At 67.9% G+C, this 21,641-nt stretch carries 19 protein-coding genes and 1 tRNA gene; 10 read left to right on the top strand and 10 right to left on the bottom strand.

The features are described 5' to 3' along the window. Positions 1-186: 186 nt before the first annotated feature. The 5 genes from ACFQGL_RS10685 to ACFQGL_RS10665 form a co-directional block, all read right to left on the bottom strand. Positions 187-2,166: a DUF3732 domain-containing protein gene (locus tag ACFQGL_RS10685; RefSeq protein ID WP_377509187.1), complete on the bottom strand. Its 1,980-nt coding sequence runs from the start codon at positions 2,164-2,166 to the stop codon at positions 187-189. A 5-nt stretch (positions 2,167-2,171) separates the two neighbouring features. After that, positions 2,172-2,771, bottom strand: a complete 600-nt coding sequence (locus ACFQGL_RS10680) for a three component ABC system middle component (protein WP_377509184.1) — start codon at positions 2,769-2,771, stop codon at positions 2,172-2,174. Then, positions 2,701-3,819 carry an ABC-three component system protein gene (locus ACFQGL_RS10675; RefSeq protein WP_377509181.1) on the bottom strand — a complete coding sequence of 373 codons (1,119 nt, stop codon included), beginning with the start codon at positions 3,817-3,819 and terminating at the stop codon, positions 2,701-2,703. The genes ACFQGL_RS10680 and ACFQGL_RS10675 overlap by 71 nt, the downstream gene beginning before the upstream one ends. 505 nt (positions 3,820-4,324) lie before the next feature. Then, positions 4,325-5,176 carry a hypothetical protein gene (locus ACFQGL_RS10670; RefSeq protein ID WP_377509178.1) on the bottom strand — a complete coding sequence of 284 codons (852 nt, stop codon included), beginning with the start codon at positions 5,174-5,176 and terminating at the stop codon, positions 4,325-4,327. Between the two features lie 119 nt (positions 5,177-5,295). Next, positions 5,296-5,457, bottom strand: a complete 162-nt coding sequence (locus ACFQGL_RS10665; protein WP_377509176.1) for a hypothetical protein — start codon at positions 5,455-5,457, stop codon at positions 5,296-5,298. A 379-nt stretch (positions 5,458-5,836) separates the two neighbouring features. On the opposite strand from ACFQGL_RS10665, the gene ACFQGL_RS10660 reads away from it, so the two are divergent. The 3 genes from ACFQGL_RS10660 to ACFQGL_RS10650 all read left to right on the top strand — a co-directional run bounded on the left by ACFQGL_RS10660 (position 5,837) and on the right by ACFQGL_RS10650 (position 9,553). Next, the gene (locus tag ACFQGL_RS10660) at positions 5,837-6,226 is read left to right on the top strand and encodes a hypothetical protein (RefSeq protein ID WP_377509173.1); all 390 of its coding nucleotides are present in this window, start codon (positions 5,837-5,839) and stop codon (positions 6,224-6,226) included. A 506-nt stretch (positions 6,227-6,732) separates the two neighbouring features. Next, a complete protein-coding gene (locus tag ACFQGL_RS10655; RefSeq protein ID WP_377509170.1) occupies positions 6,733-8,469 on the top strand; it encodes a Shedu anti-phage system protein SduA domain-containing protein in 1,737 nt (578 codons plus the stop codon). 139 nt (positions 8,470-8,608) lie between these two features. Further along, positions 8,609-9,553, top strand: a complete 945-nt coding sequence (locus ACFQGL_RS10650) for a DUF5677 domain-containing protein (protein WP_377509167.1) — start codon at positions 8,609-8,611, stop codon at positions 9,551-9,553. 64 nt (positions 9,554-9,617) lie between these two features. Here the strand turns inward: ACFQGL_RS10650 and ACFQGL_RS10645 are convergent, their stop codons facing one another. Then, the gene (locus ACFQGL_RS10645; RefSeq protein ID WP_377509164.1) at positions 9,618-11,018 is read right to left on the bottom strand and encodes a helix-turn-helix domain-containing protein; all 1,401 of its coding nucleotides are present in this window, start codon (positions 11,016-11,018) and stop codon (positions 9,618-9,620) included. Positions 11,019-11,180: 162 nt separating this feature from the next. Between ACFQGL_RS10645 and ACFQGL_RS10640 the strand changes: the two genes are divergently transcribed. The 6 genes from ACFQGL_RS10640 (at position 11,181) to ACFQGL_RS10615 (ending at position 17,116) form a co-directional block, all read left to right on the top strand. Then, entirely contained in the window at positions 11,181-12,116 is a 936-nt protein-coding gene (locus ACFQGL_RS10640; protein WP_377509161.1) for a TauD/TfdA family dioxygenase, read from the top strand. Then, positions 12,109-13,521, top strand: a complete 1,413-nt coding sequence (locus ACFQGL_RS10635) for an FAD-dependent oxidoreductase (RefSeq protein WP_377509158.1) — start codon at positions 12,109-12,111, stop codon at positions 13,519-13,521. The genes ACFQGL_RS10640 and ACFQGL_RS10635 overlap by 8 nt, the downstream gene beginning before the upstream one ends. Then, positions 13,508-14,377, top strand: coding sequence for a DapH/DapD/GlmU-related protein (locus ACFQGL_RS10630; RefSeq protein WP_377509155.1), 870 nt, complete (start codon positions 13,508-13,510; stop codon positions 14,375-14,377). The genes ACFQGL_RS10635 and ACFQGL_RS10630 overlap by 14 nt, the downstream gene beginning before the upstream one ends. An 80-nt stretch (positions 14,378-14,457) precedes the next feature. Beyond that, complete coding sequence (locus tag ACFQGL_RS10625) at positions 14,458-14,970, top strand: NUDIX domain-containing protein (RefSeq protein ID WP_377509152.1); 513 nt, start codon at positions 14,458-14,460, stop codon at positions 14,968-14,970. Positions 14,971-15,020: 50 nt separating this feature from the next. Further along, positions 15,021-16,121, top strand: coding sequence for a DegT/DnrJ/EryC1/StrS family aminotransferase (locus ACFQGL_RS10620; RefSeq protein WP_377509150.1), 1,101 nt, complete (start codon positions 15,021-15,023; stop codon positions 16,119-16,121). Then, on the top strand, positions 16,118-17,116 hold the full coding sequence (locus ACFQGL_RS10615) for a Gfo/Idh/MocA family protein (RefSeq protein ID WP_377509147.1): 999 nt from the start codon (positions 16,118-16,120) through the stop codon (positions 17,114-17,116). Before ACFQGL_RS10620 ends, ACFQGL_RS10615 begins: the two co-directional genes overlap by 4 nt. A gap of 76 nt (positions 17,117-17,192) precedes the next feature. On the opposite strand, the gene ACFQGL_RS10610 is transcribed toward ACFQGL_RS10615, so the two are convergent. Further along, a complete protein-coding gene (locus ACFQGL_RS10610) occupies positions 17,193-18,653 on the bottom strand; it encodes a tyrosine-type recombinase/integrase (RefSeq protein WP_377509144.1) in 1,461 nt (486 codons plus the stop codon). Positions 18,654-18,851: 198 nt separating this feature from the next. Continuing rightward, complete coding sequence (locus ACFQGL_RS10605) at positions 18,852-19,133, bottom strand: helix-turn-helix domain-containing protein (protein WP_377509142.1); 282 nt, start codon at positions 19,131-19,133, stop codon at positions 18,852-18,854. 1,077 nt (positions 19,134-20,210) lie between these two features. Between ACFQGL_RS10605 and ACFQGL_RS10600 the strand changes: the two genes are divergently transcribed. Further along, positions 20,211-20,283: transfer RNA gene (locus ACFQGL_RS10600), tRNA-Arg, on the top strand. A 26-nt stretch (positions 20,284-20,309) separates the two neighbouring features. On the opposite strand, the gene ACFQGL_RS10595 is transcribed toward ACFQGL_RS10600, so the two are convergent. After that, on the bottom strand, positions 20,310-20,909 hold the full coding sequence (locus tag ACFQGL_RS10595; protein WP_377509139.1) for a ClpP family protease: 600 nt from the start codon (positions 20,907-20,909) through the stop codon (positions 20,310-20,312). A 136-nt stretch (positions 20,910-21,045) separates the two neighbouring features. Then, positions 21,046-21,543, bottom strand: a complete 498-nt coding sequence (locus tag ACFQGL_RS10590) for a helix-turn-helix domain-containing protein (protein ID WP_377509137.1) — start codon at positions 21,541-21,543, stop codon at positions 21,046-21,048. Positions 21,544-21,641 lie beyond the last annotated feature (98 nt).

Raw genomic sequence — 21,641 nt, 5'->3', positions numbered from 1 at the left:
CGCATCCGGTTCCTTCCGATGGTTCGACAGCAGGTCGAGGTAGCCGACCACGCGCTGGCTCGGCCCATGAGTCGGGGTATCACACTCTGCAGCCGCAACGGGTTACCGACATCTCGGCAGGAGCTGAGAGCCGTTGTCTCTATGGCAGCGACGAAGTCACGTTCGAGGCGACTGCTTTCGGTAGGTTTAGCGGGGTAGTGTTTCGTCGATCCATTCTTGGGGGATGAGTTTTTCTCCGCCTCGCCAGTTGTGCGCCACGGAGTCCTGGAACCAAGCCTCGGGCAGGTTCGCGTGGTCGCAGACGATGACTTGCATGTTGGGTGTCAGCTCGACGATCACGTCGTAGATCAGTCGGAAGAGGCGACCGACTGCTTCCCGGTCGGTGTCCTGGCCGGGTGTGCCCGATTTTGGGTCGACCTCGGATCGATACCACACCTGGGTGGGTTGGTCGAGCATGAGCAGGCGGGGGACTGGTCTGTGCTGTCGTACGAAGTAGCGGTGCAGCGCGAGGTGGGTGATGAGGTGGTAGCCAACCCAGTTCTCACCGCTACCGATTCGGAATAGGGGTGCCGGGCCTTGCTCGGTGTCGGTGACGACGGTGAGGCGGTTCAGGTCGAGACGGACGCTCCCACCGCGGTGTTCCAACTGGAGGCGGTCGGCCCACCGGGTCATGTCCTGGCTGATGGACACCAGGCGTGAGGTGAGTTGTTCGCGTTCCTCGGCCGGGTCGAGCTCCGCTTCGAGCGCTTGCACCTGCCCGAGGGTGGTCTCGTATTGACGGCGGAGTCGCGCCAGCTCGGCGTCCGAGCTGCCAGGCAGCGCGGCGAGCGTCGCGTGGATACGGCCGCGGGTGAAGTCCCTGCGTGCGGTGTCGGGAAGTTGTTCGGTGACCGTCTGGCTTGCTGTGAGCGCCTGGATGACCCCCTCGGCCGCTCTGAGTTGGTTGCGCAGTGAGGTGGCCTGCTCGTCGAGCGCCTGCAGGGCGGCGCGCCGGGCGGGTCGTGCCGCGTCTATGCCGTTGAGCTGGCTGTTGAGCTGTACCAGACTTTGCCGTAGTTGCTCTGGTGAGGGGTCTGGTTCGGTGAGCTGCGAGCCGCACAGCGGGCAGGGCGGTGCATCATCGATGGTGTCGGTGGCAGTTGCTGTGTTGCCGTTGGTGGGCAGTCCGAGCAGGTTGAGGCTTGCCAGCCTCGCGGACTGGAGGCGGACCGCCCCGGCGAAGTCGGTCTCGGTGTCGTTCTGCTGTAGGAGCACGTCTCGTTCCGCGTTGAGGGCGCGTAGCTGGTCACGGAGTTGGTCGCGCTCCCGCTGCAGCCCGGCTATGCGGTTGGCGGTCTCGGAGTCGAGTGTTTCCGGGGCGCTGACCGCTGCGGTGACGGCGGTGTGCAGAATGCCGACTGTGGTGGAGCGGTCCGCCGGTTGTGGGGTGTCGACCATGCCGAGGGCGTATGCCTCGCGCCAGAGTGTCGCTAGGCCCGCGTCGGCGGCCTCACTTGCCCGAAGTGTTTGCCGGTAGGTTGTTTCCGTGCGCCGCAGCTCGCGACGGGCGGCGGCGAGCTGGGCGCGCTTGAGTGCCTGGTCGCGCGGTACGGCGCCGATGAAGTACGGGATGGTGTCTTTGAGGGTCTGCGCCATGCCTTGGTCGCCTTGGCGGTGAAACAGCGAGTCGCGGGCGGCGATTTCGCCTTGCCGCTGCAGGCACAGCAACGCGGCGTGACCGATGTGCGCCTCAAACGGGTACCGGGCCGACCCTACCGGCGGCTCGTGCAGATTCTCCTCGATGCCAATGCGGCGCCCGAGTTGCTCCCGAACAGCATCCGAATCGGCGTTCACGACGAGGTCATCGAACTCTAGCGGGGCCAGGTCGCTACCGAACTCCAACATCGCGCGCTGGGTAGATGCCTTGCCTACATCAGGTGCGGGTCGCGCGACGAACGCTCGACCGCTGTCCAGCTCGAACAACGCCGCGTACCAGGACACGGTGCTGGTGATCGGGCCAATCGGCATCTGCAACGTATCGCGACCCAGGCAGTACTCGACGATGTCGAGCAGAGCACTCTTTCCCGTCTTGGACTCCCCGGTGACGATGTTGAGCGCGCCGGTGGTGAAGTTGAGGACGCGCCGACGTCCGTGGGTGCTGTAGAGGATGATCGCGAGCAGCTGCACAGTGGTCAGGGTGTCACGCCGAGTACGGCAAATACTGTCGCGGTGTTGTCAATCTTGGCCAACCAACGGCCAACAAAGCTCGCCCTGCGGAGGATGTCCGCAAGTTCGTCGGGCATCTGAAACCCCTTTGGTCGACGCGTCCTACCTCGTAACGCGTTCCCCTCGAGGGTGAGGGCACCGTGGGTGAGACCGAACCGCACCCCCTCCCTCACCGGCTCAACAAGACCCTGGGCGCGGGGCGGGAATCCGGCGCGCAACACTGGATTGCGGGAGGTCCACGTCGCGAGGTGAGTTCTGACCGAGGTAGGCAGCGCTTGGCGGGTGCCGCGGTGCAGGACTAACGGGACGATGATGAAGGCCATCGGCCACGGCATCGCCCGGTCGGACTCCTTGCGGTACCCGTCAGCGGCGGTAGCAAGGATCGACGCGATCAGCGCGGGGTTCAGCATCGCCGCCGTGATTGGCGGCCGGTCAATCCACGCCGTCACAGATCCCCCGGGGCGTCGCTCTGCGTGAAGACGGTGATGTGCCCGCTCATGCGGCGACCTGCAGCAGCCTCTCGATACGGCTCTCGAAGTCGGGGTGCCAGCCGATCCGGCCGGCATCAGCTAGGACGTGGCGCTTGCCGCGAACGAAGAACGGCTCGTTGTAACGCGCACGGACGCTGATGCCCGTCTGCGCGAGAAGTTGCCGCAGCATCTGCTTGCCAGCCTCTTGCTTGGCGGCCTCGTCCGCGTCGTCATCGAGCGTGTCAAGCATCCAGTCGAACTCACGATCCCACTCATCGACCAGCTCGGCCTCGAATCTGTTTAGCTCAGCCACACCGATGAGGTCCTCGTCGAGCCACCGCACCGTTTGGACGTAAGCGCGGTAGTAGTCCACGATCGCCTTCTGCAGGTTCCGCGGCGGATAGGCAACCCACTGCATCTGCTGCACAAACGTATGGGTCCGGTACTCCGCGGCGACCGTCTCGCCATCGACGTCCAGCAACTCGACCAGGGTCGGCAGGCTCTCGCTGGTGAACTGGTCGCGGATGTCGGCGATCGCCGAACGCGCCACGCCGACATCGAGGCTCGAGAGCCTGCCCTGCAACATGGCCAGTGCCTGCTCGTCCCACCAGCGCCAGATCATCGCTAAGAACAACTCCTCGTGCCCCGTCGGCAGCGCCCAGTGAAGGTGCGTGCGAACCAGCGCGGGCACGTCATGGATGTGCGGCGATCCATCGATCACGCGCATCCTCGTGAGGAAGGCTCGGCGGTCTGCCGGACTCAGATCGAGGAACTGCTCCCGTGCCGCCTTGGTTTGTTGTGAGGTCGTGTCTCTAGCCACAGCTTCCAGCCCGATGAGGGCGGTCTTCTCGTCGAGCGTCTCCGGCCGCAGGGCGGCGATCGCTGTTCCAGCAGCCGCTGTCTGGGTCGTGATCAGGAGCAGCTGCGGCCCGGACGCGTCGCCCGGCGTCGCGGTATCCATCCATACTTTCAACGTTCGCCAAACGTCCGGCGAGGTATCGGTCAGTGCCCGGTGTGTCAGCTGGTGATGCTTGACTTGGAGCAGATGAGTCGGGTTGTTGTCCGCTTCCCAGGCGACGTCGTCATGCAACTCAAGACTGATGGACGCGTCCGGTCTGTCAGCCCCGGAGCCCAGAAGCTCCACCAACGCCCACCAGGTCTGATGCTGATACCCGACCGCGTTAGGCGCTGCACTGTGCGAACCCGGAGCCATTGTGTGAGTTTCCACCCCTGCTAACGATCATGTCTAGCCGACAAACAGGGCATTGACGAGGCACCGTCTGGCGCCAACATGAAGCGGATCCGGGAGTTGGGGCGGTCTCGCTGGCTGACGCAGACCCGCAGGGCCGAATGACTGTCTGAGCGCGTGTCGCCGATGTTGCGGCAGGCATGGAGCGGGCGGCCCACCCCCGTGCTGCCGCAGCCTCCGGGCAACACGGCTGAGCCACACAAGATGTCCGCTTCCGCTGGTGCGCCCGACAGGACACTGCTCACCGCGCGTGATGCGAGAAGCCGTGCCGTGGAAGGAGCCCACCACCCCAATGGCCCTACACCCGAACGCCTCCCAAAGCGCCGCCCCAGCTGCCGCCGACGGCCCATGGCGGCCCCGGCTCGGACAGCCGTCTGAGCTCGGCAGAGGTCCGGCCGTTCTACCCGTTGCGAAGAGTCGTGATGATCCGGTCGGTGTCCCCGGACGCGATAGCGTCGAGGATCCCGGTGATCCTGGCATCCTTTTCGGCCGCCTTAATGACCTTCGTCAAGTTCGCGCGGTCGGTGTAAAGGGAACGGGCGAGTTCGGCGATCGGCAACTCCTCACTCGGCATCCGCGAGTACCCCGCTAAGCCGAACTTCAGGGAGTGGCGGGCTTGCTGGAGCTGTGCCTCGCCCGCCTCGCGCATCAGCCATGCGCTCACGACCGATCGCGCCATGCCGGGCGGTCGGGGTGTGTCAGAAGCAATTGCCTCGTCACCGCTTCCGTACTCCAGGGCAAGGTCGGTGACCCATCGGGCGTAGGTGCCGTAGGCATCAAGAACGTTGTACGTGTGCACGACCTCAATACCCCCGCCTGGCATGGTGCGAATGATCTTCGACTCCTTGGGGCCGACTTCCTCGGGCACGATTGCCACAACCCGGTCCCGCCATCCACAGAACTGGCTGGCGGCTCCGGTGCGCAGACTTTGGGCCAGGAAGACGCGGGCGGCGTCGTCGAATACGTCCTCCGGACGAGTGCCGGCTGTCAAGATCCACATTCGGGTCGGGGTTCCGGGCTCCCAGTCACCGTCGGCGTCCAGCGTGATGTCGCTCTCGTATAGGACGGTCTCACCCGATTTCACCGTTTCACCGAGCACCCGGCCGGCTTGTGAGATGAAGCCGGCGATGCACTCGGATGTGTCGGTGTCGACCAGGCCGGCAAGACGGTTCAGTTCGGCCGGGTCGTCGACCGTGGCGGCGTGGCATGGGGTGAGGAAGCTCGCGAGGTGCCGGAAGTCAACGCGTGTCATGGGTACACACTACCCACCCCTTTATCGTCTCGGTCAAGAGCCACACCTGACGGTCACTTCGATTGCGTTTCGACGGTCTGACATGAGCGCTACCGGCGCTCCAGTGGCTGAGCCGCCGATCAGTCAAGCCAGCAGATCACCGCGGCGCCATCCCTGGCGGCTGCAGCGACGAAGGTCTGGACGCCTGGCAGATAGTGGGCCACCCAGGCCCAGCCGAGGTCAGTTCTCGCCTGCTCCAGTTCGTCCGACGAAACGCGCAGCCAGTTGCCGTTCATGCTCACCGTGCGAGCCTAAGCGCTGGTTACGACAGTCCCATCGACAGTGGGCGAACGTCTCCGGCAACCTGGCGGCGCGCTGTTTCCCCGATGACAAGGCGCGGCGATCGTGAGCGTGCTTGACTGCTGCGGCTGCGGGAGCCAGCGCTGGTGCCAACCAAAGCACTGGGCCGGCATCTCACGATCGGTCGGCGGCCCGGTGCGAGCCTGTTTAGGGGGAGCAGGTTGGAGCAGCAGGTTGCCCTGAACGGCCTTGAACTGCGTCCAACGGCGCCCGTGGCAACCTGGCCTACCGCCGGGGTCGCCATCGGACTCGCGCCCTCGGTCGGCGGCGGACCTTGGGGGTCTCCGAAGCCGAAGCCGCGGGCGCGGTTGAGGAGGCAGGGTGGACATCTTATGGAGCGCTTCGTCCCCGACGTCTGGGACGTTCGTTTCGACTGAGCGCTCGGGTTTCGCTGACCTTGTAGAGCGGTTCAGTGAGTTGCGTGCCCAGGGGCAGGGTTACCTTGAGGTCCGGGGAGATGCCAAGTTTTCCGTATGCGCGCTGGGTTTCCTGGGGTCTGCGGCGGTCATCCATCTAATGTCGGGTACGGGTGTCATATCGCTGCTGGTCGCGGATGAGCCCGGGGACTCGAGTGCGGAAGTCCTGGTGATGGACGATCTGGTTGAGTTCACCGCCGACTTCGTGCTTGATGTCGATCGCGCCTGGCAGGTGGTCGAGGAGTTTGTTCGCACCGGTGATCCTGCTCGCGCGGGAGATTGGTTCGAGCTGTAGCGATACGCGGCGTGGCTCCGCCGTGCCGACTGTCTGGCGGCGGCCGAGCGGATCGGTTCGGAACCCAGGGAGGGGGAGCGGTTTGGCAGTAGCGAGTTGCCCTGAACGGCCTTGACCTGCGTCCAACGGCACCAAACCCCTCAACTGCACCCACTCCTACCTGCGGCTCCACGTTTCCGTAGGTCAGAGTCAGTTCGGCGTCCTGTTTCCCGCGGAGTGCTCCGCGGTTCTGCCCAGCAGTCGACAACGCCCTATGTTGTCTGGCAGCGAAGTGTGCGCAGGTCAAGGCGGTAAGGAGCCGTTGGTTGGCCCGACCTTGCAACTGAGAGCAGATTGGGTGCAGGTTGGCGAAGAGGTCGCCGCGACCGAAGTGCTCACCGACGCTGGCTACATCCGCCCCTCGAGAGTGTCAGATCCTGCCGATATCGTGACGCCTTGTCGTCAGCCGGCTTCAACCGCGGCGGTGATGATGATGGCTTCTGGCGCCGAGACGGCGAGGAGAATCGGTGGCGTACTGGTTGATGGCGGTGGACCACGGGTCGAGGGCCTACGAGGCACCGCCACGGCCGATCCCGGGCGATTGGGAGACATCGCATTGCACCGGCCGAGATGACCACCATGTGGCCGAGGTCGCAGAGGGCGACGCCGTCGCCCTGATCCGCGTGGGCCGCCATGGCGGCGTCGTCGCGCACGGTCACACCACGGCTGTAGTCGCCGACCACACCTTCAATGAGGGGCGCTTCTATTTGCGGTGCGACCCGCGAAGAATCGCCGTCCGGTTCGACGAGACCTACCTGAGCGCACCCGCCCCGCTGCGGTTGCTATCGGGCATCGCCGCCAGCGCGAAGGCTCGGTACGCACGCAGGGCTCAATCCCGGCCGGTGCCGCTACTCGAGATCTCTGACGAGGCATGGCAGACGCTGATGCGAGCGGTTGAAACGCCTGGTCGCCTCGAATGGCCGGTCGCCTGGAATCTCGAGCCCGGCGCAGTGGTCAGCCGCAGGGACGTGCACGACACCTACGGCGGCCAGCGTCAGGGCGCGATCGTGCGCTGCGGCACGACACCCAATACCTTCGTATTCCTCGGGGCAGGCTCCAATGGTGCACCGTTCACCTTTCGGTGGGCCGATGACGGTGCGCTGACCTTCGTCGGAAAGCCGGAGGAGATTACCAACACCGCCCCCACCGCGGAGCCGGTTAGCTCTGAGAACCGGCTCGTTCTGGGACACCTGCGCTCCGGAATCCCATTGCGGATCTTTCACAGCAGCGGCAGGAAGCCGGTCATCTATCTCGGCGAGGCGGTTGTTGACCAGGAGCGCCCGGTCGAAGGCTGGATCGACGTCGCGACGCCTCCGCCGATAATGACTCCACGCCGCCGCACCTGGCAACCCGCCCACGAGCAGCGGCGTTTCCGGGCACCGCTGTTGCGTGTGCATCCAGTTACCGAACTCGCTCCATTCTTGGCGCCGGAAGAGCAACCCCGGCGCCGGCGCCAGACGTTACGGCTCGCTGTAACCCGCTCCGTCAACGACGCCGGGCCGTCCACCCAGCCGCCGGCCGCTCGACTGTCAGACGCCGAGGCGATCCAGCATGCCACTGACCGGCTGCGCGCGGTGCCCGACGGCGCGATGCCGGAGCTGGCCGACGCCGCAGAACTCGCCGATCTGGTGATCCGCCGACATCGGACCGCTGCGCTGGGCGACCTGCGCCGTCTCATCCGCGACCCGGACACCCGAGAACCGGCCATCCAGCGACTGCTCGAGCAACACACCTGGGTGTTCGGCGGCGAGTACATGGGTGCCGCGGCCCGGCGAGCGCTGTCGCTTAGTGACCAGCTGGACATCCCGCTCATCCGCGGGGACGGAACCCTGCACGGCGTCGAGATCAAACAGGCGAACATCCCGAAACTCGTGGTCGTCCACCGCGGCCGGCCCGTTGTCGGAGCACCGGTACACGAGGCTGTCGTGCAGGCAATGAACTACCTGCGCGGCCTGGACGAGCAACGCCATGCGCTGCTCGCCGAGTACGGCGTGGACTGCCGCCGCGCCTCGATGACCGTAGTCATCGGCGACCCAGCGTTTGTCCGAGAGCAGCTCACGGCCGAGGAAATTGCTGAGGCCATCCGCACCTACAATTCGCACCTGAGCCGGATCAAGGTGGTCACTTACTCCGAACTCCTCGACGGTGCCCACCGATCACTGCGCTTAGGCGGAGCGTCGACCCCAGTGCCCCGACGCCAGTAGCAGGCATCACCGGTGGTACCTGTCCTCTGAACTACCACGCGTCGACGAGCTGACGGCCGCCGGACCGTAGGACGGCTCAGTACAGTGGCGCGGTGAGCCAGGTCCCACCACAACCCTGAGGTTCACCCGGTCTCTGTCGATGACATCAGCGCCGCCCATGATGGTCCGTCAGCCGGCGGGACAGCCTTTCACGCCGACGTGCGGCGCGTTCTCACGCCCGCATTTCTCGGTTGCGCCCGGGGTTCCAACCATTGAAAGTAATGCCGTGACCCTGATTCAGATGCCCGACCCCACCCTGCTAGACGTCGCAGAAGTTGTCCAAGCGGGTGCTTCGGCCTTCGTTAGCAAGCGAATCTCCGCTACCCCATCAGGGGAGTGGGAGGCTCCTATAGAGGCGTGGAATCTAGCAAGCCTTGCGGTTCGATCAGTTGAAGGCGTGTGCCTCATGGCGCGAACCGACATGGGTTTGGCTAATGCGGCAACGCAATGCGCGCGCGCGGCGCTGGAGCACACCGTGCGCGCGATCTGGCTGCTCCAGCCAACAGATCGCTTCATGGGCGAGGTGCGCTGGCTAGCACTTTTGCACGAATGGGAGCGGTTTGAGGAGTCGGCCACTAAGGAGATCGGCGATACCGCGATTCGCGATAAGCACCTGCGAAGGGCCTGCGCTATTAAGGATTTCAGGACAGGGGTTGAGGCGCGCCTGCCAGTTGGTTATTCGTCCTTGCGTCGGCTTCCAAGCATGCGGGACATGATGGTCGAAATAGGCATTGGCTCCTTCTACCAGTACTATCGCAAACTCTCGCAGCCAGTTCACGGGACCATGGAGGCGACTGAGACCTACAGACGTAACCTAGGCGATAAGAAATTGTGCGGCGACTTCGGGGGACTGTTCGACTGGATTCTACCCATGCGCCTTTCGTGGGTTTGTATCCGCAACCTCCATGAGATGGTGTTATTTCGTTGCGGGCCGGAGCCGGTCGAGCTACCCCTTCTGACACCAGGCGAGACCGATGTCGACGGGATCTTTGCCACCATGGCTCATCGGGCGGCCGAGTTGCTTCCCGACGGTCGGGAAGGATAGCACCAAGGCTTGCCGTCGATTCGGCCTGTCAGTGGCGCTTAAGAGCTAAGGCAGGTTCTGACCGTCAGGTGGTGGCGCCGACGCGGGTTGCGAGATCGCGAAGCCCTGCCGGGGTTGCTGTCGGGGCGTACAGCAGCGATGACACGAGGTCGCGGACCGAGGGGCGGTTGACCTCTTCGGGGGCGTGCCGTTCCGCGGAGAGTAGGGCCTGAACGGCGCGGTCGGGTTTGCCGTGGTGGGTCCAAGCGCGGGCGGTGTCCACGCAGAAGCGGCCGTACCGTTCGGTGCTGGGCAACTCTGCCGGTCGTACGGTTTCGGCGCTACGCAGTGCGGTGCCGGTATCGCCGAGTGCGGTGTAGACGCCGATCTTGTATATGGCGACGGTGGCCGGACTCAGCGGCACGACGGTGCCGGGCACAGTGGTCCCGCCGAGCCGGCCGGCGGCTGCGGCGGCTTCGTCGATGAATGCGGCGGCGGCCGGGGCGTTGCCCGCTTGGGCGCTGCTGTACGCGGCGGTGCACAGCAGGTTCCCGTACGCCGCGATGAGGGCCGCGTCGGCTCCGCCGGAGTCGGCGCCCAGGCCCTCGGCGGTGGTGGTGAGCAGATGCAGGGCGCCGTCGTGGTGGCCCTCGCGGCGCATGGCGATCGCGACGGTGTGGGTGGCGGCGGCCATCACCACCCCGTTGCCGGTTTCCCGGGAGGCGGTCAGGGCGCGGTCGGCGAGTACCCAGGCGATGGCGTCGTCGCCGAGCTTCGTGCTGACCGACGAGGCGAGCACGTACGCCCGGGCGAGGTGGCCGGCGAGCGCTTCGCGCTGGCGGCCGGTCGCCTGGTCGCGGGCAATGTGTAGACCGGACAGCAGGCTGGGAAGCCCGCGGGTGAGTTCTGCAAAGCGGCTGTCGGCGTAGGCACGGCTCGCCGCAGCGAGTCCGGTGGTGAGCGCGTCAGGTGCCATCGGCGGAGCTATGGAGCCGCCGGTGAGCAGCAGCGCTTCGAGACTGGTCGCCGGGACCGGCCCGGAGCCAGCGGTGAGGCCGGCGACCGCAGTCACTGCTGCGCCTGCCAGGAAGGTCCGTCGTCGCATGAAGTCGCCGCCTTCGCCGTCGCCTGATCGGCGGAGCCTATCGGCCTCGGGGTTGCTCGCGGCCGAGGTGTGGGCGGCACGGCCGTCGTGTCGCCGGAGGTCATCCGAGAGCCCGAGCATCACCGCGGGGATGGACAGGGCGTGGGCCAGTCGGCGGCGGACGTCGATGTCGTGCAGTGGGGCGCGTTCGAGGCGCGAGATCGTCGAGCCGGAGTATCCGCACAGGTGCCCGAGTTCGCTCTGAGTCAGACCGGCGGCTTGACGCACGAGGCGGATGACGGCTCCGGCGTCGTCGCGGGCGACGGCAGCGCGTAGTTCCGGGGACTGCCACATCGGGTGGGTCGGTGCTGGTCTGCGCTCGCTGGCATCCACCTTCGTCACGGTAACCGACTGTCATGGCGAGGTGGCGGGTCGCGTTGTGCGGGTTATGCAAACGCGTTGCGGGCCCTGCACAGCAGCTACCGGCAGGCGGTGGCAATGGGCGGTGATGGATGCACCAACCACAAGCGGGGCCGGCAGGCAGCGGCTCGGGAAGAGGTCGTCATGTTGTTCGCAGATCCGGTGCGGGTCGTCGTGCCGAGCGCGTTGGCGCGTCGGTTGGCGCAGGTGTGCACGTTGGAGATGGAGGGGCACCGGTGGGCCGCGGCGAACGTGGTCGCGGCACGCCAGGTGCTCGAGGCACCGGATGCCAGGGCGGTGCTCGATGCGCTCCGGCGGCGGCTGGCCCGGGCCGTACCGACCGCGCCGGGCTGGGCGGTGGTCGCGCTGCCGGAGCGCCTCGGTGACGAGGATGTGAAACGGGCAGCCGCAGGGCTGCTCGCCACGCTGGGCCGACCCTTTTTCTCCATCGACCAGGGCGGTGGGCTGTGGATCGGCGGCGAGTCGTCGCCGGAGCATGATCAGGCGTCGTTCGGCGGTTTCGGGGCGCAGGCGCTGCACGTTGACGCACCGAATGTGCACCACGTGCCGGACTACACCAGTCTGCTGGTGCTGCGCCCGGATCCGGCCGGCGGCGGCGTCTCGCTGATCGGTGATCTGCAGGAGGCGCTGGCGCATCTGACCGACGCGGAGCAGGCTCTGCTGCGCCGGACTGAGGTCTTCGAGGGCCGGGCGGATGGCCTGCTCGGGGTGGGTGCCCCGTTGCTGCCGTTCCCGGTGGTGGCTGCCACCGAGGGTGGTGGCTGGCCGTGGATCCGGTGGGCCGGCAAGGTGCTCGACGACCCCCGCAACCACGAGCACCTGCCGGTGCTGCGTCGCTTCGCGCAGGCTCTGAGCGTCGAGACCCGGGCGGTCATGCTGGGCCGCGGGCAGTTGCTCATCGCCGATCAGCGGCGCATCGCTCACGGTCGTACCGCCCTGGGCGATCCCCGGTTCGCGGTCACGAGCGTCCGTCGGTGCCTCCTGCAGACCAAGGTCGCGTTCGAGGCGACGGCGATCGCGCAGCTCGTCACTGCCGAGGCCGGTGTCGGCGATGCCTGAGACCTACGACGTGGCGGTGGTCGGCGTCGGAGTGGTCGCGCTCGCTGTCGCGCAGGAACTGCTGGCCCGAGGGTTGACGGTGGCGGTCATCGGCCCGTACGGCGGGGACCACGCGGGGCAGGCGACTCGGGCCGCCGGGGCGATGCTGTCGACGTTCTCGGAGATCGAGCCGGGCCACCCGGCCGAGCGGGTCGCGGTGGAGACCGGTGAACGGCTCGCCGCTCACCAGGCGTACCCGGTCTGGTTGAGCCGCCTCGCCGCCAGTGGTGAACCGGCGGTGTCCACGGTGGCGGGCACCTGGGTACTGGCGCCGGCCGGGCGGCTGGCGCAGTTGGCACCGATCGCGGCTGCGGCGCGGGCGGCGGGGCACCCGGCGGAGGAGCATGACGCCGAGCAGATTCCGGGACTGCGTACGCCAGTCGACACGGCGGGCGCGTTGTGGCTGCCGACCGAGGCCCGCATCGACAGCGGCGCCCTGATGCAGGCCCTGTCCCGGATCGTCCGCCGCCACCCGCGGGCAGCCTGGCACGACACCACCGCGACCGCCGTCACGACCGGCATCGTGCGGTGTGCCGACGGCACGCGGGTCGAAGCCGGCGACGTCGTGCTGGCGGCCGGCGCTGCGACGGCGTCGCTGCTGGAGCAGGCCGGACGCCGGGTCGGGGTGCCGCCCATCCTGGCCGGCCGCGGCGCGAGCGTGCTCCTGCACGCCCCCGCGATCAGCGTGCCGCACGTGGTCCGGACCCCGAACGCGGCGTTCGCGTGCGGCGCGCACCTGGTCCCCCGCGCGGACGGCACCATGTATCTGGGGGCGACGAACCGGCTGACCACCAGCGCCGAGCGCACCCGCCCGGTCACGCTCGACGAACTGGCCGTGCTGGCCGCCGACGCGAGCACCCTGCTCGACCACCGCCTCGCCGGGGCGCAGCTGTGCAGCCACCGGGTCGGACTGCGCCCGTACACGGTGGACCACCTGCCGCTGCTGGGCCGGACCCGCGACCCGGGCCTGCTGGTGGCGACCGCCACCTACCGGTGCGGGGTCCTGCTCGCACCGCGCATCGCTGCCCTGATTGCTGACGAGATCACCGCACCCGGCGCGCTCGACGACCACCCGTACCGGGTCCTGCGCCCGATGCCGACCCCAACCGCCGGCGACGCGTTGGACGCCGGCGCCGCGCAGGCGCTGATCGAGCACCTGCTGCAGGGCGGCGCGAGCCTGCCGGCGGCTGCGGCCGAACAGTTCGCCGGTTTCGTCGAACTCGCTCTACGGGTGCTGCTCGACGACGCCTGCGCGCAGGGAGCGGCGCTGCGTCGTCTGTGGCGTTCCGCCCCGGTCGTCGAAGTCGTCCCTGCCCTGTTCGCCTTGCCTCGACGGATGAAAGGCACTCCCGATGCTCAGCGCTGACACCGCCACGCTGCGGACGGCTCTCCTGGCCGCAGTCACCACGGTTCGGCCCCAGCCCGGGCTCATCGCGGGCGACCGGTCCTTCGCTGATCTCGGCTTGGATTCCCTGGACCGCCTCGTGCTGGTCCACACCGTGGAGCAGGCCACCGGCGTCACGGTCCCCGACCATGTCCTGGCCGGCGCCCGGCACGTCGACGACCTGCTCTCCTACCTCGACACCGTGGGTCCGGCCGCTGACGAGGACCCCGCAGGGCCGGGAGCCGCTGAGACGCAGCTGGGTGTTGTCGATGACGGCGCCGTCGTCGGCGCCGGCAGCCGGCTCTGGCATCAGGCGCAGGTCGCCGCCGGCGCGCGCATCGGCGCGGACTGCACCCTGGGCAAAGGCGCCTACGTCGGCGCCGGCAGCCAGCTCGGCGACCGCGTCAAACTCGGCAACTACGCGTGCGTGTTCGGCGCGACCATCGCCGATGACGCGATGATCAGCCCTCACGCCGCGCTGTTGGAAGACCCCGCGCCGCGGGCCACCACGCCGGACGGGCGCCGCAAGGAGCACACCGACTTCGACCAGTGCCCGGTCACCGTCGGCCGGCGGGCCACCATCGGCGCGGGCGCCATGATCGCGCCGGGGGTCACGGTCGGGCATGACGCCCTGGTCGCGATCGGCGCGGTCGTCGTGCGCGACGTCCTGCCCTACGCCCTGGTCGCGGGCAACCCGGCCCGCCAATGCGGCTGGGTGTGTACCTGCGGGCGCACCCTCGCCGACACGTTGCGGTGCCCGCGCTGCTCGCGCGGATACATCCGCCACGGCGACGAGCTGCACCTGCTCGGCGACCCCGCGGACGCCTGCGATGGGTGACGGCCCGCCCGGTCACCCATTCGGGGTACGCGGGGTGGCAGGAGTGCGCCTGCCCCCATGGTTGGCTAGCGTCGCCCGGCATGAGTCGAGTCCCGCTACCTCCTGCCGAATACTACGCCAGCCTGCCGAAAAGCATCACCGGTGCCGGTGCCATCCTGCACGACGAGCACGGCCGGATCCTGCTCGTGCGGCCCAGCTACCGCACCGACACCTGGGAAATTCCCGGCGGAGGGCTGGAGCACGGCGAATACCCCTGGCAGGCAGCCTGCCGGGAGATCAAGGAAGAACTCGGCCTGGACCTGGAACCCGGCCGGCTCCTGGTCCTCGACTGGGTTCCCCCGCAACCCGACGGCAGGCCCGCGCTGGCGAACTTCCTGTTCGACGGCGGCCGCATCACCCAAAACCAGGCCGAACAGCGCGTGAGCCTGCAGACCGACGAGCTCAGCGAATGGCGCCTGACCGGGCCGCAGCAGTGGGACGAACTCATGGCCCCGCACATGGCCCGCCGGCTACGCGCCTGCGCTGACGCGCTACGCACCCAGAGCACCGCCTACCTGCACCACGGGTGGGATCCCGCCAACCCCGCACACTGACCGCCCGGCCTTTCCTGCCCGGGCGGCGCCCGGCAGGAAAGGACACCCCCATGATCGACGTGATCCCGGTGGCCAGCCCTCACCTCGACGAGGACGACATCACCGCAGCCGTCCGGGTACTGCGCTCCGGAGCACTGGTCCAAGGCCGCGAAGTCGCCGCGTTCGAGGACGAGTTCTCCGACCTCGTCGACGGCCGGCACTGCATCGCCGTCAACTCCGGCACCACCGCCCTGTGGCTGCCCCTGCTCGGCCTGGGCATCGGCCCCGGCGACGAGGTCATCATCCCGGCGTTCACCTTCGCCGCCACCGCCGCGGCGGTCCGCCTCACCGGTGCGACACCCGTCTTCGCCGACATCGACCCGGTCTCGTTCTGCCTCGACCCCACCGCGGCCGCCGAAGCCGTCACCAGCCGCACCGCGGCGATTATCCCGGTGCACCTGTTCGGCCACCCCGCCGACCTCGGCGCCCTGCTCACGCTGGCCAGACGGCACGGAATCGCGCTGATCGAGGACGCCGCCCAGGCCCACGCCGCGACCCTGCACGCACGCCCCGTCGGCACATTCGGCACCGCTGCGGCGTTCAGCTTCTACCCCACCAAGAACATGCAGTCCGTCGAAGGCGGAATGATCACCACCGCCGATCCGGGCCTGGCCCGCACGCTGCGGCTACTACGCAACGTCGGCATGGAAACCCGCTACTGCCACGAGATCGTCGGCACGAACGGGCGCCTCAACGACGTCTTCGCCGCGATCGGCCGCACCCAACTGCGCAAGCTCCCCGCTCGCACCGCGGCCCGCCGGGCCCACGCCGCGCACCTCGACGCCGCACTGGCCGGTGTCGCCGGCATATCCCCACCGACCACCGGCATCGGCGCCGGACACGTGTACCACCAGTACACGATCCGCGTCGACGACGGCCGTGACGCCTTCGCCCAGGCCCTGCTCGAGGACCGGGTCGGCTGCTCCGTGCACTACCCGGTCCCGCTGCACCGCAGCCCGGCCTACCGCACCGCCGCCCACCTGCCCCACACCGATACCGCCGCCGCCCAGGTGCTGTCGCTGCCCGTGCATCCCGGGCTCGCCCGCGCCGACCTTGACCGGATTGTCACCACCGTTCTCCGGCACGCCCGCCGAGAGCAGCTGGCGGCATGACCGGCCGAGGGCTACGCGCCGGCCTCGTCGGACTCGGGCACATGGGCAGGCACCACGCCCGAGCACTGCGCGCGCTCGATGGCGTCGACCTGGTCGCCGCCGTCGACCCGGCCGGTGACCCCCACCGCATCGCCGACGGCATCGCCCTGTTCACCGACCTCGACGACATGCTGCGCCACGGCATCGACTACGCCGTCCTGGCAGCACCCACCTCACGGCATACCGAACTCGGTCTGCGTCTCGCCGCCGCCGGCGTTCCGACGCTCATCGAGAAGCCTCTGGCTCCCGACCCGGAATCGGCCCGCCGCCTGGTCGACGCCTACCGAACGGCCGGCTTGCCGGCCGCGGTCGGATACACCGAGCGTTTCAACCCGGCGATCACCGGACTGCGCGCCCGACTGAAGAACGGACTACTCGGCGACGTCTTCGACATCAACACCCGCCGCACCGGCATTTACCCCGCCCGGATCGCCGACGTCGGCGTCATCCACGACCTGGCCACCCACGACATCGACTTGACCGCCGACCTGACCGGTCAGCGATACACCTCGATCACCGCCCGCACCGCGCACCGCAGCGGCCGGCCCCACGAGGACCTACTCGCCGCGATCGCCCAGCTCGCCGACGGCACCATTGCCCAGCACCGCGTCAACTGGCTGACCCCGGCACCCGAACGCATCATCGTCGTGACCGGGGAACATGGCAGCCTCATCGCCGACACCATCGCCGCATCACTGACATGGTGCAGCAACGGCGCCTCCGCACCCGCGGCTGACCATCCGGCCTACCGGGGCGTAGCTCCCGGCGACATCATCCGCTTCGCGCTGCAGCCGGCGGACCCACTGCTTGGCGAACACCGCGCATTCCACGCAGCGCTGTTAGGTCAAGGCAACGAAGGTGCCTGCCTGGAGGCCGGACTGCACGCCGTCCTCGTCGCCCATACAGCGGCAGCCTCAGCAAGCACCGCACACACCATGCCCGTTGCACTGGCGTAGACCGACAAGCCGCGAGGCCCGAAGGGTCGGTGATGTCTGCTCACCGAGATCAATTGGAGTCACATGGCGGGGATGGTTACGCGGCCTGACGCCGGTCTCGGATCCTCTTGGCTACCGCGTCGGCGGCTTGCTGGTGGAGTTGCTTGTTGACGCTTTGGTAGGTGTCGCGGGTGAGGGTGGTGGTGGAGTGGCCAAGTTGTTCGGAGACGACTTTGATGTCGACGCCGGCGTTGAGGGCGATGGTGGCGGCGCTGTGGCGTAGGTCGTGGAGTCGGATGGGTGGTAGTCCGGCTTTGCGGACGTGTCGGCTGAAGCGTTGGGTGACGGAGTCGGGGTGCCAGGCATGGCCGTCTTGGCGGACGAAGAACAGGCCGGTGTTGGGCCAGGCGGGGCCGGCGGCGCGCTGCCACTTGGCGCGCAGCTCCTTGTAGGCGATGAGGATATTGACGGTGTCGTCGTCGAGGGCGACATCTCGGTTGCCGGCCTTGCTTTTCGGGGGTTTCTCGACGGGGGTGTAGCCGTGGGTGGTGATTTGGTGGTTGATGGTGGTTTCTTGGCGGTGGAGGCGGACCTCGCTGTCGCGTAGTCCGCAGGCCTCGCCGCGGCGGGGTCCGCGAAAGGCCATGTAGTGCCACATTGGATGCAGGTCGGGGCAGTGGATCGCGGCGTAGGCGAGGAACTGGATGACCTGCTCGTCGGTCCACACCATCACTGGTCCTGGGATTTTCCCGTCCTCCTTCCACTGCTGAACTCGCTCGTCTTCCCACACGATGGGCTTGGGTCGGTCGCCGCGAATCTTGACCAGGGCGGCCGGGTTGTAGCCGGGCAGTAGTTCGTCGGCGCGAGCGTCGTTGAGGGCCTTGCGTAGGCAGGCGCGGATGTTCAGGCAGGTGTTGGGGCCGGTCGGTCGCCTGCCAGCGACGGATTTTTGGACGGCCGAGTCGGGACTAGCCTTCGCGGCGAGGAGCTCTTCGTTGCGCTGCTCGATCGCGGTGAACATTGCTCTGACGTGACTGACGCGTAGCTTGTCGAGGGGGATGTCGCCGAGGTGCGGGATCAGGTGTACCCGGATGATGGACTCGTAGCCGCCCCTGGTGTTCGCGTCGACGTTGTGATGGGTCAGCCAGTCGGTGAGGTATTCGGCGACGGTGGGAATATCGGCGAGGTGAGTGTCGCCGCGCAGTCGTCGGCGGATGCGGTCGATCTCGGGCAGCGGCTCCTTCGCCCGGACGGCGGCCTGGAGGGCATCGGCGATGTCGCGGCGCGACCGCTTGTCCCATGCCGGGGCGAGGGCGAGCAGTTCGCGAGCGTGGTTGCGTTCGTCGGCGGCGGCCCGCCGGGTGGGCAGGCCGGAGCGGCGGAGTTGCCGTCGGCGGCCGTCGATGGTGGGCGGAAGTTCAAGGTGATAGGCCCAGTAGCCATGGTCGGAGCTCCACGCGTGGTTAGGCCGGCGGAGCTTTGGGCAATTGTTTCCCATTTGTTTTCCGGTTTCGAGGTAGCGGCAGCCGCAGCGCTTAAAGATGTTTTCGGCGGGCATGGCAGGTCCTGCTCCTTGCTTGTCAAAGGCTGTATTGGCATTCTTGATCGGAATCTGCGGGGATCTCTGGATCTGATGGTCGACGGGGTTGTTTGGTGGGCGGGGGTTGGTGGCATCAGGAGTGGGGATTAGGGGTTCGGTCCTGCCTCGGCGCGGGAGTCGGCTGTGGAGGAGGTATCTGTCGCGGCCGACTTCTGTTTAGGGCTCGGGAAGGTCGAGGTGCAGGGCGGCCAGCAGTGGCGCGGTGGGTATTCGGTAGTGGGTGCCGACGCGGAAATGCGGCACGGGGAACGCGTCGCGGCGGATCAGCTTGTAGGCCGTGGACCGGGACATGTCGAGCACTGAGGCTGCGGTGGCCAGGTCGGTGCTGGGCCCGAGGCCGCGGATTCGCTTTGCTGTCCATATAGGTGTGGGGTCCCCGGACAGGGGATCATGGGGGTACCGTGACTTTGTCGAGTGACCACGTTCAGGTGATCGCATGGCATCTCCTTAAAGTTTAGACACGAGCGGGCGACGTCAAGGCAAATATGCTGCCTGCCGGGAATGAGTCAGAGGAATTTCGGCATTCGGACAGCCTCTTCCCGGGGCCGTCATGCGAAGGAGGCAGACTGCGTCGGCTTCGTGCAGGCTTCCGAGTAACTGAATGATTTCCGGCTGCACGCGACAATCGCGCCGTTTGGTGGTCACGCTCCGGCCTTCCGTGCGCCCTGTCCTTGCCCTTCCGGCGTAGGTACACCTTGACCAGAGGGCTGCCGGCAAGCGCCGTATTCCGGGTAATGTTGCTGATATGTGCACATATGCTTGAGAGTGCTAATGACTTTGCCCAGAGAGACGCCGCGGTCCAGGACCGCGGGCTGGCTCGAGCGAAGAGCGTGTGCTCCCCTGCTACTGAGAGCGGCATCGCCGCAGCGGACAGTCCGGACGCTGGCGCAACCACCTCGAAGACTGGTGGCCGAGCGATCCTCGACGAGCTCGAGTCGGTGGGATCCTGGTTGCGCTGGGGCGGCCAGAGCAACACCAAGCGAAAGCTGGCCCTGCAGCTGTCTCGCGCGCCCAGCTCCCTCTTTAGATCCTGGGCACATGGCCCGTCTGGCAGGTGGTCTCGCGCGCCTACCCCGTGCGCTCGACGGCTGTCTATGCCGGAGTGGGTGGGTCAATGGTCGCTGCGGAGACCACAGCCGCGGCTCGCGCGTACTCGGTCCGGATGCGCGAGTCGAATGTTGGCTCGACGCTCCCGACGGGTGCTCCGGTGATGTCAGGGCGTCCGGCGAGGCGTAGCGCGCTGACGGCGAGGTCGCGGGCCAGCCGCGGCGAGGTCACACACCAGATGTTGATCTCATCTGATGTGTGCACGATGTGTGTTCTCCAGCGGAAGCTAACCGGTGCTAACCGGTGCCACGGCGGGTCAGTCGGGGTGAATGACCAAGGTTGCCGGCCCACGCCGTGTGGTGAGGGATGTGCCGTTGGCTGGGTGGGTTGGCAGGGCCAACGCAGGTCAACGTGGGTCACTCCCTGCCAACGCGGGTCGACGCGCAGGTCGTTACACTGACCACTCGCGCCCCCGTAGCTCAGGGGATAGAGCATCGGTTTCCTAAACCGTGTGTCGCAGGTTCGAATCCTGCCGGGGGCACCTCGAAGATCTGCAAATGCGCCGGGTCACTCCGCCGGTAGTTGCTCCGCCCGGCTGAGCACGCGGTCGATCAGGCCGTACTCCCGGGCCTGCTCGGCGGTGAACCAGCGGTCCCGGTCCCAGTCCTGCTGGATCTCGTCGAGCGTCCGCCCGCTGTGCTCGGCGATCAGCTCCTGCATGGTCCGCTTCACGTGCAGCATGTTCTCCGCCTGGATGGTGATGTCCGAGGCGGTGCCACCCATGCCGCCGGAGGGCTGGTGCATCATGATCCGCGAGTGCGGCAGCGCGTACCGCTTGCCGGCCGCGCCGGCGCAGAGCAGGAACTGCCCCATCGACCCGGCGAACCCCAGCGCCAGCGTCGCCACGTCGTTGCGGACGTACCGCATCGTGTCGTAGACGGCCATGCCGGCGCTCACCGAGCCACCCGGTGAGTTGATGTAGAGGTAGATGTCCCGCTCGGCGTCCTCGGCGGCGAGCAGCAGGATCTGCGCACAGATCTGGTTGGCCGACTCCTCGGTCACCTCGGTGCCGAGAAAGACGATCCGCTCCCGCAGCAGCCGTTCGAACACCTGGTCGCCGAAGGACGGCTGCCCGCCGTCCAGCATCCGCACGCCGTACCCGATCATGTGCCGCCGCCTTCCCACCGTGCCGGCGGGCGGCGGACCGCCCGGTGGACCGGCTCCTTCAGCGTGCGTGCGGCGGCGGCGTCCGGCCCAGGGATTCTGCCGCCGGCAGATCCGCCGACGGCAGAACCGGCGCGGCCTACGCGGCGGTCAGCCGCCGCAGGCCCGACTGGGCCTGCGCGCCGCCAACAACTGCGGGGGTACGCGGACCGGGGCGTGCGCCACCGACGGAATCCATCGCGTCGACGCCCAGGGGCGGGCCGCCCGCATCCGCCACGTGGGCCAGGATCAGCCCGCCGCTGCGCGGGCCCACCAGCAGCGTGGCGTTGCCGGTGTCGTGTCGGGCCACCTCGACCCGCTCCAGCCGGGTCAGCACCGCCCGCGGCCCGGCCGGCAGGCGCGGCTCGACCCGCCGCATGTCGTCGCGGGCCTCCCCGAGCAGGTCGGAGAGGCTGATGCCGAGCGCCCGGCAGATCGCCGCGAGCACCTCCGAAGAGGCTTCCTTGCGCCCCCGCTCCACCTCGGACAGGTAGGGCACGGAGACGTCGGCGCACTCGGCCACCTCGCGCAGCGTGCGGCCCTGACGCTGGCGGTGGCGGCGCAGCACCCCGCCGATCACTCGTCGCAGCAACGACATGCGGGCCTCACTCTCGCGGTCGTCCGAGGGACACACCCCATCATGCCCGTTTGCGGCCGATCGGACCGACCCGTACGGGCCCGCGCCACCGGCGCGCC

The sequence above is a fragment of the Micromonospora vulcania genome (genome assembly GCF_042658605.1).
Taxonomy (GTDB): Bacteria; Actinomycetota; Actinomycetes; order Mycobacteriales; family Micromonosporaceae; genus Micromonospora; species Micromonospora vulcania.
Note: the sequence above shows the minus strand (reverse complement) of the source record. Positions and strands in the feature narration are given on the sequence as shown.